16 protein-coding genes are annotated in these 13,658 nt (G+C 34.2%); 1 reads left to right on the top strand and 15 read right to left on the bottom strand.

The window, feature by feature from the left end; genetic code table 11:
• Positions 1–9: 9 nt before the first annotated feature.
• The 7 genes from BUB12_RS01175 to BUB12_RS01145 form a co-directional block, all read right to left on the bottom strand.
• A complete protein-coding gene (locus tag BUB12_RS01175) occupies positions 10–435 on the bottom strand; it encodes a Na(+)/H(+) antiporter subunit B (protein WP_072887120.1) in 426 nt (141 codons plus the stop codon).
• A gap of 78 nt (positions 436–513) precedes the next feature.
• Positions 514–1,221 (bottom strand): cytochrome c biogenesis CcdA family protein, encoded by a 708-nt coding sequence (locus BUB12_RS01170; RefSeq protein ID WP_072887118.1) that lies wholly within the window; start codon positions 1,219–1,221, stop codon positions 514–516.
• A gap of 210 nt (positions 1,222–1,431) precedes the next feature.
• Positions 1,432–1,653 carry a YneF family protein gene (locus tag BUB12_RS01165; RefSeq protein ID WP_072887116.1) on the bottom strand — a complete coding sequence of 74 codons (222 nt, stop codon included), beginning with the start codon at positions 1,651–1,653 and terminating at the stop codon, positions 1,432–1,434.
• Between the two features lie 45 nt (positions 1,654–1,698).
• The gene (gene sirA, locus BUB12_RS01160; RefSeq protein ID WP_072887114.1) at positions 1,699–2,166 is read right to left on the bottom strand and encodes a sporulation inhibitor of replication protein SirA; all 468 of its coding nucleotides are present in this window, start codon (positions 2,164–2,166) and stop codon (positions 1,699–1,701) included.
• A 159-nt stretch (positions 2,167–2,325) separates the two neighbouring features.
• A complete protein-coding gene (gene tkt / locus BUB12_RS01155; protein WP_072887112.1) occupies positions 2,326–4,326 on the bottom strand; it encodes a transketolase in 2,001 nt (666 codons plus the stop codon).
• Positions 4,327–4,428: 102 nt separating this feature from the next.
• Positions 4,429–4,662: a DUF896 domain-containing protein gene (locus BUB12_RS01150; RefSeq protein ID WP_072887111.1), complete on the bottom strand. Its 234-nt coding sequence runs from the start codon at positions 4,660–4,662 to the stop codon at positions 4,429–4,431.
• A gap of 89 nt (positions 4,663–4,751) precedes the next feature.
• Positions 4,752–5,393: a YneB family resolvase-like protein gene (locus tag BUB12_RS01145; protein ID WP_072887109.1), complete on the bottom strand. Its 642-nt coding sequence runs from the start codon at positions 5,391–5,393 to the stop codon at positions 4,752–4,754.
• A 262-nt stretch (positions 5,394–5,655) separates the two neighbouring features.
• Here BUB12_RS01145 and lexA point away from each other — a divergent pair, with 262 nt between their 5' ends.
• Entirely contained in the window at positions 5,656–6,279 is a 624-nt protein-coding gene (gene lexA, locus BUB12_RS01140) for a transcriptional repressor LexA (protein ID WP_072887107.1), read from the top strand.
• A gap of 59 nt (positions 6,280–6,338) precedes the next feature.
• Here the strand turns inward: lexA and glnA are convergent, their stop codons facing one another.
• The 8 genes from glnA to BUB12_RS01100 all read right to left on the bottom strand — a co-directional run bounded on the left by glnA (position 6,339) and on the right by BUB12_RS01100 (position 13,656).
• Positions 6,339–7,670, bottom strand: a complete 1,332-nt coding sequence (gene glnA, locus BUB12_RS01135) for a type I glutamate--ammonia ligase (RefSeq protein ID WP_072887105.1) — start codon at positions 7,668–7,670, stop codon at positions 6,339–6,341.
• A 60-nt stretch (positions 7,671–7,730) separates the two neighbouring features.
• Positions 7,731–8,132 (bottom strand): MerR family transcriptional regulator, encoded by a 402-nt coding sequence (locus BUB12_RS01130; protein WP_072887103.1) that lies wholly within the window; start codon positions 8,130–8,132, stop codon positions 7,731–7,733.
• Between the two features lie 115 nt (positions 8,133–8,247).
• A complete protein-coding gene (locus BUB12_RS01125) occupies positions 8,248–9,495 on the bottom strand; it encodes a methionine gamma-lyase family protein (RefSeq protein WP_072887101.1) in 1,248 nt (415 codons plus the stop codon).
• Positions 9,488–10,741 (bottom strand): GTPase HflX, encoded by a 1,254-nt coding sequence (gene hflX / locus BUB12_RS01120; protein ID WP_072887099.1) that lies wholly within the window; start codon positions 10,739–10,741, stop codon positions 9,488–9,490. Before hflX ends, BUB12_RS01125 begins: the two co-directional genes overlap by 8 nt.
• A gap of 94 nt (positions 10,742–10,835) precedes the next feature.
• Positions 10,836–11,762 carry a stage V sporulation protein K gene (spoVK, locus tag BUB12_RS01115; protein ID WP_234982522.1) on the bottom strand — a complete coding sequence of 309 codons (927 nt, stop codon included), beginning with the start codon at positions 11,760–11,762 and terminating at the stop codon, positions 10,836–10,838.
• A gap of 169 nt (positions 11,763–11,931) precedes the next feature.
• Complete coding sequence (gene hfq, locus BUB12_RS01110; RefSeq protein WP_072887095.1) at positions 11,932–12,156, bottom strand: RNA chaperone Hfq; 225 nt, start codon at positions 12,154–12,156, stop codon at positions 11,932–11,934.
• A gap of 40 nt (positions 12,157–12,196) precedes the next feature.
• Positions 12,197–13,132, bottom strand: coding sequence for a tRNA (adenosine(37)-N6)-dimethylallyltransferase MiaA (miaA, locus tag BUB12_RS01105; RefSeq protein ID WP_072887093.1), 936 nt, complete (start codon positions 13,130–13,132; stop codon positions 12,197–12,199).
• A gap of 74 nt (positions 13,133–13,206) precedes the next feature.
• Positions 13,207–13,656 (bottom strand): Dps family protein, encoded by a 450-nt coding sequence (locus BUB12_RS01100; RefSeq protein WP_072887091.1) that lies wholly within the window; start codon positions 13,654–13,656, stop codon positions 13,207–13,209.
• Positions 13,657–13,658: the final 2 nt, after the last annotated feature.

Raw genomic sequence — 13,658 nt, 5'->3', positions numbered from 1 at the left:
AATACAATGTTATTGATCATTTGCTATGTTCAAAATAATAGTTACTGTAACCCCTACTACTGTAAAATATACACCTATATCAAATAGCATTGCAGTTGCTAATTCTACTTCTCCAAAAATGGGAAACTCAAAATAATCAAACGTATGTGATAAAAACGGTACGTCAAATAGGAATGAGCCCAGTCCTGTTACAATTGCAGTAATAAGACCAATTGAAATTAACGTTTCGAAGTTGATAGGTAGTACTTTATCTACTGTCTCTATACCATAGGCCATATACATTAGAACGATCGCGGCAGCTGTGACAAGCCCACCAATAAAGCCTCCACCTGGCGAATTATGTCCTGCAAATAATAAGTATACGGCAAACCCAAGTAAAATAAAGGCAATTAGGGATGTTGTTGTTCTTAGTATTAGGTCGTTCGGTTTATACATATAAGAACAGTCTCCTTTTAAATATGTGTACTTTATTATAATAATATATAGTCTGGATAAAATCCACCAATATCACGATTAAAAACCTGCGAAACCAAATACTCCTGCTAGGAAAGCTGTTAGTTTTGTAACCCAGTCAAAGAATAAAGCGACCCCCATAAATATCATTATATATCCTCCAATTTTAACTAACTTCATGCTGTGTTTTTTAATCCAATTTAGCTTTCCAATAAAGAATGATAATACTAAAAATGGAATTGAAAATCCTAGAACATAACTGATCATCATAACCATTCCAGTATCAGGATTAGTTGCAGCTAATGATAAAACAATAGCTAGAATTGGTCCCGTACACGGTGTCCACCCCATGGAAAATGCCATACCGATTATGAAGGTACCGATAAAACCAGCGGGTCTATTTTTAAACGTTATTTTTTTGTCTTTCATTAAGAATTCAAAATTCAAAATACCTACTATAACGAGTCCGAAGAAAATTATAAGAATTGCTCCGACTTGTCTTATTATATCTTGATAAGTCAATAAAAATTCAGATACAGCGGTTGTTGTAAATCCGATTGCAATAAAAATACTTGCAAATCCTAATAAAAAGAAGATGGTATGAATAAGACTCTTTTTATTAAACATTCTGTTTTCATCTTTTAGTTCACTGACACTCATTCCGGTTATGTATGATAAGAAGGCTGGATATAGTGGTAGTACACATGGCGATATAAACGATAGAAAACCAGCTCCAAAGGCAACAAAAATATTTATTTCTTCAGTCATAGTAACCCTCCTCCATTGATGTCTCATTTCATCAATTCTATTGTAACAGAGTTATGAATGACAATTACAAATGAATTTGACAATACAGTGAAACAAAATTAATAGTTAAGAAAAACGAGCATAATAATATTTTTCCCAAAATAATAAAAACAACCCCTACTTTTTATCGTAAGGGTTTGCTGTGCAACTTAATAATCTATAATTGCAACTTTATTTTCCAGTTTGGTTGTTCATTGCACGCATCATTTGATTGATTTTCTTTTGTGATGGTTTTTGGCCCATTTGCATCATTAGCGTACGTAGCATTTGTTCATTAATTGGTGGGTTCTTTTTCAAATAGTTCATCATATATTTTCTTGCGATGAAAAATCCAAGAGCAACACCTGCAATTAATGTACCAATAGAAATTAATACTACCCAGATTACGTCCATCTTTCATTTTCCTCCTTCGTGTTGTCTCTTATACAGTATAGTAAATCAATGCTGAGAATACAATACTTGTTCTCTAGTATATGTAATTTTTGATGAAACAGGAGAAACCCATCCGTAATTTTGATAGTTATGATCAACTACAAAAAGATAGGGATAATATAACCTTAATGAAGGAAATAGAAGTTTCTCTGCATTCTGTATTGACTCACAACGAAATTTTATCTGTTTTTCGCTGACATGTAAAGTAATATAGTCATGACCTTGATTGATTTGGTATAAATTTGTATCAATTTGCTGAATATGTGCTGAATTTTGTTTCATCAATTGCTTTTTTATGTGGGTTATCATAGAAGTAGATTGGAAGTGATTCGTAATATACTTAAATTGTAACGAAAGGTCTTTTCTATCCATCTCACTATAGTACGTTTTAATAAACCTAAATAATAGATCACTTTTGTAAAAATAACGTCTAGCAAATTCCTCTTTTATCGAAAAAATAGAATACTCTTTCATATACGTCCCTCCTATTAATCTATTATAACTACCACTTAAATGAATGTGTGTCATAACCTGTTGAGAAGAAACACTTTTTTTGTCGATAAAAAGTAATACAAAATCCGAACAAATTCAATTCTAAAGAATATGAATTCATCCGGATTTTGGGCTAATTAATTATAATAAAGATTTTACATTATTTACTACATTTTCAACAGTGAAACCATACTCTTTAATCACTCTGTTTCCATCAGCTGAAGCACCAAACTGATCGATTCCCATAATGATTCCCTTTGTTCCTACGTAACGCTCCCAACCGAAACTAGATCCCATTTCGATTGCTACACGTTTTTCAACACTAGAAGGTAATACTTCTTCTTTATAGGCTGAATCTTGAGAACTAAAGCGATCCCATGATGGCATACTTACTACATTTGTTTCAATACCTTCTTCTTTAAGTACGGTTTGAGCTTCAATTGCTAATGCAACCTCTGAACCAGTTGCAATAATAATTGCGTCTGGTGTCTCTTTTTCACCTTTACTTACTACGTAAGCACCTTTTTGAACCCCGTTATAGGCATTTTCTTTTGTGCCTTCTAACGTAGGAAGGTTTTGTCTAGTTAAGACTAATGCAGTTGGTTTATCTTTTGACTCAAGTGCAAGGCGCCATGCCGCTTGTGTTTCGTTCCCATCTGCTGGGCGAATTACAGATACATTCGGCATTGCTCGTAGTGCAGCTAATTGTTCAATTGGTTCATGTGTTGGACCATCTTCCCCAACAGCGATTGAATCATGTGTAAATACGTATGTCACCGGTGTATTCATAATTGCAGCTAATCGAATAGATGGACGTAAATAATCACTAAATACAAAGAATGTTCCTCCAAATACTTTGAGTCCACCATGTAATGCCATTCCATTTAACGCTGCACCCATCGCATGTTCTCTTACACCAAACCAAATATTTCTACCTGCATAATCATTACGAGAAAAATCTTCCTCATTTTTAATCATTGTTTTATTTGATCCAGCTAAATCTGCACTACCACCAAAGAAGTATGGAACAGATTTTGCAATACCGTTTAATACGTCTCCAGAAGATGCTCGGGTTGCTAATTTATCTTTACCTGCTTCATAAGATGGTAACTCCTTATCCCAATTCTCAGGAAGTTCACCTTTAATAGCAAGTTCTAACTCGCTTGCTTCATTTGGATATTTTTCTTTATATGTTTGGAATAAATCATTCCATTTCGATTCTAATTCAGTACCTTTATCAACAATTTTACTGCGGAAGTCATCATATACTTCTTGTGGTACATGAAACTCATCATGTGACCATTTATAAAATTCTTTAGTTAAAGTTACTTCATCTCCACCAAGTGGTGCACCGTGTGAGGCAGCAGATGCAGATTTATTCGGAGAACCATATCCGATAACCGTCTTAACTTCGATTAATGTAGGTTGTTCCGTGTTGTTTCTTGCTTCTTGAATCGCTTTACTTAATTCGTCCACATCGTTTCCGTCTTCTACACGTAAAACTTGCCATCCATAGGCTTTAAAGCGTTCTTCCGTATTATCTGAGAATGATTTATGTAGATCTCCATCTAAGGAGATATCATTTGAATCATATAAAGCAATTAATTTACCAAGTCTTAAATGGCCTGCCATCGAAGCGGCTTCATGTGAGATACCTTCCATTAGATCTCCATCACTAACAAGTGCATATGTATAGTGATCGATTATTTCAGCATCTTCTTTATTATACTTTCCTGCTAAATGAGCTTCTGCCATTGCCATACCAACAGACATTGCAATACCTTGTCCTAATGGTCCAGTTGTTGCTTCCACTCCATCAGTATGATGAACTTCAGGATGACCAGGAGTCTTAGATCCCCACTGACGGAAGTTCTTTAAATCATCCATTGTCACATCGTAACCAGATAAGTGCAGTAAACTATACAATAGCATAGAACCATGTCCAGCTGATAGGACAAAACGGTCTCTGTTAAACCAATGTGAATTCTTAGGATTATGATTCATAAAATCAGTCCATAATGTATAAGCCATTGGTGCAGCGCCCATTGGCAATCCAGGGTGACCAGAATTTGCTTTTTCAATAGCGTCAATCGCTAATGTTCGAATGGTGTTAATTGACAGTTGTTGAATATTATCTGACAATGTATATTCCCCTTTCACTATATAGGTTATTGTCTATTACCATTATCATCATATACTGAAAAATATCGTATAACAAGTAATTATTTATTAATATGTTGTTGTCTAGTGCTTCTTATTCCTATCTTGTAGGTCTTTAACTTTTTGAGGTGTCACATCATTTCCCTCGGGGTCAACAATTGTCATCGACTTAAATTGATTTTTGAATGATTTCCGAACATTTTTAAGGTATTCTTCTCGTAACCCTTTTTGTTCTTTCTTTTCACTCTCGGTTAAGCCTTCTGTTTTTGCCTTTTTCGATAAAGCATTTATTCTACTTAATTGTTCTTTTGATAACATATATAATAATCCTCCTACTTAACAAATAAAAAGCAAGAACAATGATAAGTGTTCCTGCTTTTATATCTTACATTTACTATGTGAAAGATTCAAGAATTAGAGATATATTCTTGGTATCTTCTATGTACGGTAGCTTTTGATACGTGATACCCCATACCGTTAAGAACATTCGAGATTTCTTTAAACGTGAGTTCCTTTTCCCTTAAACGTACTACTTCTTCAATTGGGAATTCTATTCGATCTCTTCCTGGAGCATCATTTTGATTGGATAGATTGTTAACTGGATTATATCCATTGTCAATCGCTTTTTTCATCCCTCTTTTGATCTTAGCATTATGTAATTTCCTTTGGTATTCTTCTACGATTCCAACGATTTGTAAAACCATTGAATCTGATTCAGATAATTCTAATTTTCCATTATGCATAACTGTGTAAATCGAAATTCCAAGTTTATTAAGTTGATGCAATAAAGCAATTTTTGTATTCCCTCTACCTAGTCTAGTTTCATCTTGTATAAGTAAACAATTAGCTTCATTTGAACTAAAGCATTCTAGCATCTCAAAAACTCCATCACGTTCAATATCATATCCGCTTTTTTGTTCTGAAATTTGTTTGATTATAGTAATGTTTTGTTCATTAGCTAATCTTAATAGTTCCTCTTGTTGTCTTTTTAATGACGTTTCCTGTGTCTCTTTATCAGTGCTGACACGACAATATATAACGGCTTTCATTTACGTAACCCCTATTATGCTGTAATTAAAGAAATATAGATAAACGCTAATGTTAATATAAATGCTACTACATAAAATACATCTGTTTTTGTCATTTTACCAAACATATCTTATCATCCTTTCTACACAAGAACCTTTGTTCTATTTTTATTATAACAGAACATATGGTCTTGTCAACGGTTTTTCGAACGAACGTTTGCTTTTTTAGATTTTCAATGATAAACTATTAATTAATAAATAATATGTATGAGGTGTTTGAAAGATGACAAAAATCTCAAAAAGACAACAAGCAATACTAGATTACATAAAAGAACAAGTTAGTCTTAAAGGATATCCACCCTCAGTTAGAGAGATTGCAGAAGCTGTTGGCTTAGCATCTAGCTCAACCGTTCATGGGCATTTGTCTAGACTTGAAAGTAAGGGTTTCATACGTAGGGATCCTACTAAACCTAGAGCAATTGAAATTCTAGATTTAGATGATGCAAACAATATTCCGAAAGAAGAAGCTCGTTATGCACCTCTAATCGGAAAGGTTACTGCTGGTCTGCCGATAACTGCTGTTGAAAATATCGAAGAGTATATCCCACTTCCTAGTAATAGTGCAGGACCAGATGATAATTTATTCGTATTAACCATTGATGGAGAGAGTATGATAGAAGCTGGTATTCTTGACGGAGACATGGTTATTGTCAAGCAGCAGAATACAGCTAATAACGGCGATATCGTCGTTGCGATGACAGAAGAGAATGAGGCAACAGTTAAACGATTCTTTAAAGAAAAGGATCATGTTCGACTTCAACCAGAGAATGCTACTATGGAACCATTAATCTATGAAAATGTTTCTATTCTTGGAAAAGTAATCGGACTCTATCGAAATATTCATTAATATAACAAAAAACCTAGATAACTAATGTTATCTAGGTTTTTTGTATCATCGTTTCCTTCTTAATATTGCGTTAAATATTGCTCTCTTTCCCATGGGTGAACAGTTGTACGGAACATATCCCATTCAATTTCTTTAGCTTCTAAATAATGTTCGTATAAGTGCTCCCCTAAAGCATTTACAATAATCGGGTCCTTTTTAAGTTCTTCTAAAGCATCCATCAGTGTAGCTGGTAAATCTTTAATTCCGTTCTCTTCTCTTTCTTCCTTATCCATTACATAGATATTACGATCTACTGCAGATGGAGGTGTTAGTTTATTCTCGATACCATCTAATCCAGCTGCTAATAATACGGATAGTGCCATATAAGGATTTGCTGATGGATCCACACTACGCACTTCAACACGTGTACTTAAACCACGAGAGTTTGGAATACGGAGTAAGGGACTTCTGTTCTCTCCAGACCAAGCAACATAACAAGGTGCTTCATAACCAGGAACTAGACGTTTGTACGAGTTCACTGTTGGATTTGTTACGGCTGTGAAGTTAGTAGCATGCTTCATAATACCTGCAATAAATTGATATGATAAATCACTTAATTGTAATTCTCCATCAGGATTGAAGAATACATTTTCACCATTTTTGAAAAGGGACATATTTACATGCATTCCTGAACCGTTTACTCCAAACAATGGTTTTGGCATGAATGTAGCATGTAGATTATGTTTCCTAGCAATTGTTTTAACAACTAATTTAAAAGTTTGGATATCATCGGCATGTTTCACTGCATCTGAGTATTTAAAATCAATTTCATGTTGACCAGGAGCAACTTCGTGGTGGGATGCTTCAATTTCAAATCCCATCTCTTCTAATTCTAGGACAATATCACGACGGCAATTTTCACCTAAATCAGTAGGAGCCAAATCAAAATATCCACCATGGTCATTTAAATCTAACGTAGGATCACCATTTTCATCTAGTTTAAACAAGAAGAATTCTGGCTCAGTACCAATATTAAACGTATCGAAACCTAATTCTTCCATTTTTTTAAGATTACGCTTCAAGTTATATCTAGGGCAACCCGCGAATGGTGTACCATCCGGATTGTATATATCACATATAAATCGTGCTACTTTCCCTTTTTCTGAAGTCCAAGGAAAAACAACAAAAGTATCGAGGTCTGGATATAAGTACATATCGGACTCTTCTATTCGAACAAACCCTTCTATAGATGAACCATCAAACATCATCTTATTATCCAAAGCTTTATCCAGTTGACTTAAAGGAATTTCTACGTTTTTAATTGTACCTAACATATCTGTGAATTGTAGCCTGATAAACCTCACATTCTCTTCCTTAATTTTTTTAAACACTTCTTCTTTTGTATAACCCATAGATTCTCCTCCTGATATTTTTTTATTTAAGGGAAAATGGTTATTAACCACTCTACCTAATTAACGGTTATTAAAAAATCTTGAAAGCTCACCTTGTCTCGTGCTTGCTCTACCGAATCTTCCTGCATATTCAATCTCTTTTCTTAAAATAGCTCGGAGTTCTTTCTTCGACAATTCAGATTTAGGAGGAATTGCTTTTGACGGTTCCTTTATTTCTTCTTTATCGTCAATTAGCAATAATTTAATCCCTGCAAGATTAAGTCCTTTATCTAAATAATTTTTAATTTCTAAGAGTCGGTCGACATCATTAAATGAGAATAAACGCTGATTACCTGAAGTTCTTTCTGGATGAATTAAATCATGTTCCTCATAATAACGTATTTGTCTCGCGGTTAACTCAGTTAACTTCATCACAATTCCTATTCCGAACAATGGCATAGAGCGACGATCTTGATCGTTCATTACTATTACCCCCTGATCTTATTCATTATTATATACAATGTCATGTATTGTGTCAACACTATGTAAGAAAACCTTACATAAAAATTTAAAAAATAAAAGAGTTAAGCAAACTCTTCTATTTTACAGGCTTTGGTTCCATTTTTAGCATTTCGTTACATGCCTCCACTAATGCAATTTTTACATGTGCAAAAGTTAAACCACCTTGAATGAATGCGATGTATGGTTCACGTAAAGGTCCGTCTGCAGATAATTCAATGCTGGACCCTTGAATAAAAGTTCCGGCTGCCATTATTACTTCATCATCGTATCCTGGCATGGCACTTGGAAAAGGTGTAACATATGAATTAATTGGAGAATTCTTCTGTATAGCTTGACAGAATGCGATCATCTTTTCTCTGTCATTAAATGTTACAGACTGGATTAGATCTGTACGTTTCGCTAAATAATTCGGTGTTGTTGTAAAGCCTTGTAATTCTAAAAATCTTGATGTAAATACCGCACCTTTTAATGCCTCACCAACGATATGAGGGGCTAGAAAGAAGCCTTGGTACATCTCTTGTAAAACATTAAACGTTGCACCCATTTCTTTTCCTAATCCAGGTGCAGTTAGTCGGTGTGCACATTGCTCTACTAAAGTATTTTTACCAACGATATAGCCACCAGCACGAACGATTCCTCCACCAGGGTTCTTAATTAGAGAACCAGCCATAATGTCTGCACCAACATGTAGTGGTTCTTTATCCTCTACAAATTCTCCATAGCAATTATCCACAAAAACAACTATGTCTCCATTTATCTTTTTAACAAAGCGAACCATCTCTTCAATATCCTCAATGGTAAACGATGGGCGGTCATCATAGCCTTTCGAACGTTGAATGGCGATGACTTTCGTTTTAGAATGAATCATTTGCTTCACCTGATCGTAATTGATGGACCCATTAGATTGCAATGGAACGAAATTATAAGAGATGTGAAAATCTCTAAGCGAACCAGTGTTCTCATCACCTTCTTTTCCAATGACACCATCAAGCGTGTCATATGGTTTGCCTGTTATGTACAATAATTCGTCACCTGGACGTAAAATACCAAACAATGTCGTACTAATAGCATGTGTACCTGAAACTAATTGCGGTCTGACAAGTGCAGCTTCCCCACCAAAAACTTCAGCATACACTTCTTCCAATGTATCCCTACCGATATCATCGTATCCGTAACCACTAGTTGAATTAAAGTGGCTATCACTTACCCTATTGTTTCTAAAAGCATTTAACACTCTTTTTTGGTTCTGTTCTACTGTTTGATTAATTTCTTGGTGTTTTGATTGTATATCTATTTCTGCCTGTTTTATTATGTTTTCAATCATTTTGTTCTTCTATTCCCTTCATATATTGCTCTAATGGATGATTTGTTCTCATCCAACCTGAGATTACATACTTATTATTTTCTTCATCAAAAAACTTCTTTTCTATAATTGTATCAATTTCAAATTGGTGCAGAACTTTACCTTGTTCTGGTCCTAGGTTTACTGTATATGTATTCCACTCATCTTTCATAACTTGTTCGATTTTAATGAGGAGTTGTTTCATATCCTCTTCTCTTAAAGCACTCATATAGAAATACGGTCTTGATAAAGGAATCAGATCATTAGTAAATTGATCAGACTTATTATACACGTGTAACATAGGAATGGTATGCGCATCTAACTCTTCAAGCAATTTCATAACCGTATCGTGATGCTGCTCGTAATCAGGGTGTGAACCATCTACAACGTGTAGGATGAAGTCTGCCTCCTTTACTTCCTCAAGGGTAGAACGGAATGCTGCAATTAAAGTTGTCGGTAACTCTTGTAAAAAACCTACAGTATCCGTTATTAACGTTTGAAAACCTGATGGTAATTGCAGTTTTCTTGTAAGGGGATCCAATGTAGCAAACAACTTATCTTCTTCCAATGAAGTACTATTTGTAAGACGATTAAATATTGTAGATTTCCCTGCATTTGTATACCCCACTATGGCAATCTGAAATGCTTCATTGGTTTTCCTTCGTTTTCGATATTGTTCCCTTTGTTGAACCACTGTTTGTAATCTGCGTTTAATATCATAAATTCTTCTTCGGATATGTCTCTGATCTGTTTCGAGTTTGGTTTCACCAGGTCCCCTTGTTCCAATTCCTGCACCTAGTCTCGACAATTCAATACCTTGTCCACGTAATCTAGGTAACATATACTCTAGTTGTGCTAATTCAACCTGAAGTTTTCCTTCCTTCGTTTTAGCTCTTCTAGCGAAAATATCTAATATCAATTGACTACGATCAATTACTCGAACATCTAATAAATTCGTTAGATTCCTTAATTGACCTGATGATAATTCATCATTAGATATAATAAGATTTATTTCTAAATCCTCTACTTCACTTTTTATTTCCTCCACTTTTCCTTCGCCTATATAATAGGCAGAGTGGATACGATTTCGATTTTGCGTCATCACTTTCTTAACCGACCCACCTGCCGTATTAGTCAACGATATTAATTCATCAAGAGAAGACTGAAAATGTTCATCTGATTGATTTGGCATTTTCACTGCAATTATTAATACTGATTCTTCTGCCATATAAGTTACTACCTCTTTCCTTCTTTTATTAAGAAGTATTTCCATGTTCGCATGTTTACATCATAGCAAACAAATTTATCATGCACAAAAACAACTAATCATCTTCATCAAAAATAATATCTTTACCAGTCAATAAAATTAAATCATCACTAGCAAATTCATTTTTATAAAGCAGTCGAACGGCATGCATTCGAATAGAATGTTCAATTACATTTCGAACATATCGCGCATTAGAGAAGTTCCGTAAAGTTTCATTTTGTTTTTTATATAAATAATTTCTTAATTTCCATTCTGCTTCCTTAGTCAATTTATATTCACGTTCAGAAGCCATGCGTCGAGCAATTTCCATCAATTGATCCACTTCATAGTCTGGAAAATCTAATATAAATGGAAATCTTGACTTTAATCCCGGATTCAATGTTAAAAACCGCTCCATTTCATACGGGTAACCTGCTAGTATTAACACAAAGTCATTCCCGTGGTCTTCCATTTGTTTGACTAATGTATCAATGGCTTCTTTTCCAAAATCTTTTTCTCCTCCACGAGCTAAGGAGTATGCTTCATCGATAAAGAGAACTCCTCCTAGCGCCTTTTCAATAATAGCACGTGTCTTTTGAGCGGTTTGACCTATATATTCGCCGACAAGGTCTGCACGTTCTGCTTCAATAAAATGGCCTTTCGACAATAGATTCATATCATAATAAACTTTAGCTAATTTCCGTGCGACAGTCGTTTTTCCCGTTCCAGGATTCCCTTTAAACAGCATATGCAGTACTTGATTAGTACTAGATAAACCTAACTCATCCCGCTTCCCATTAATAATAATTGAAGCATAAATTTCTTTAATTTTTTGTTTTAGTTTTTTCATACCAACAAATGAAGAAAATTCATCCTCTATATGCTTAAATGGGTCTGTACTTTTAGTCCCATGATGAATGGTTGAATCAAGATTAACGGACTTTTGGTCACGAAGAATGATATTTATTTTTCCATTTTTGTGTTGAATCTTTTGTGTGCCCAACATCATCACTCCTTAGTCACCATATTATACGTGACGATGAGTGGAGTTGTGACAAATGCCTAGTAGGAACAAAAACTCAGGCGCTCGGAGCTAGACATCTCTGAAATTTTCTTTTTTCTTTTCTTTAAACATAAAACGAACGCTTAAGTTAGCGTCCGTTATTTTTTGCCTATTCTTTTTCAATAGAAATATTTTTAGATGGAGCAAAAGTTGAAATAGCATGTTTAAAGATTAATTGCTGTTTCCCTTCTGTTTCCAATAATACTGTAAAATTATCAAACGCTTTTACAATTCCTCTTAATTGAAACCCATTCGTCAAAAAGACAGTTACAGACACGTGATCTTTTCTTAACTGATTCAAATAATGGTCTTGTATGTTTACAGATTGCGCCATTGCACTTCCTCCTCTTTTTCTATCTATATTATATGTAATTCTACTTTTCTTCCAAGAATCCTGCTAAATTATATAAAATAATTTGAAATTTTTCATTAATAGTATCTGGAGTTACATGATACCAGTTAATATCCATTTTGTTTTTGAACCATGTATACTGTCTTTTAGCAAATCTTCTAGAATTTCTTTTTAATAATTCTATTGCAGTTTCTAGTGAATACTCTCCTTTAAAATAAGGGATAAATTCCTTATACCCAATCCCTCTCATTGATTGATGATTTTCATATCCTTCTAAGTATAACCGCTCTACCTCTTGTACTAAACCATTCTCAATCATTAAATCAACACGTTTATTTATTCTTTCGTATAGAAGGCTTCTCTCCATTTCTAATCCTACAAAATATATATCATAATTCGCTTCTTGTTGCTGGGATTTTTGATATTCTGTCATCGTTTTACCAGTAGATAAATATACTTCTAGCGCACGAATAACTCTTCTATGGTTATTTGGGTGAATTTTCTCTGCTTGTATTGGGTCAATTATCTTTAAACGCTCGTATAAAGTGTAGTTCCCTAACTGCTCTAATTCTCTTTCTAATTGTTTGGTGATTTCCTCATCTCTTTTTTGATTAGAAAATTGGTAATCATATAATGCAGCTTGTATGTATAAACCACTTCCACCAACAAGTATAGGTACTTTGTTTCTTAATGATATATCCTTTATATTTTGTTCCACATTTTCTTTGAAATCAGCAACCGAAAAATCTTCATCTGGTTCTTTTATGTCAATCAGATGATGAGGAACATCTTGCATTTCATCTATTGTGATTTTTGCTGTTCCGATGTCGAGTCCCTTGTATACTTGCATCGAATCTCCACTAATAATTTCCCCATTAAATTTATTGGCTACTTGAATACTTAAGGCCGTCTTTCCTACTGCAGTTGGCCCAACGATTGCAATGACTTTCTCTTTCATTCAAATTCCCCTAAAATCTATTATATTGTTAGTAAGTACTCATTTAACATGAGATAAAAAAATGTGAAATGACCTTATTTATATGCTTGATACGCTGATAACATCCACACGTATTTTTCATATCTTCCTTGCAATGTAATTAGTAAATCAGATGTTGGTTCATCTTTATAGTCATCAGCTAATGATAGTCCTGTTTCTTTCATTTCTCGTATTAGTTGCTTATAATCATTCATTAGCTGGCTAATAATTTCCTCTTCTTGATCATCTGCACTGGCTTCTACTAATGTTGTATGCTCCAAGTATTGCGTCATTACAGCAAATGGTTTACCGTCTATGGCAAGAATTCGTTCTGCTACCTCATCTAAATCCTTAGCAATCTGTTCGTACATTTCTTCAAACAACTCATGAAGTTGGAAAAAATGATGACCTTGTACAAACCAATGGTATCGATGCAGTTTAACATAGAGTACAAAATAATTTGATAAGAGTTGATTTAAAAAATTGATCAGCTTTTGATTATCCATTA

The organism is Ornithinibacillus halophilus, assembly GCF_900129485.1.
GTDB classification, from domain to species: Bacteria; Bacillota; Bacilli; order Bacillales; family Amphibacillaceae; genus Ornithinibacillus; species Ornithinibacillus halophilus.
Note: the sequence above shows the minus strand (reverse complement) of the source record. Positions and strands in the feature narration are given on the sequence as shown.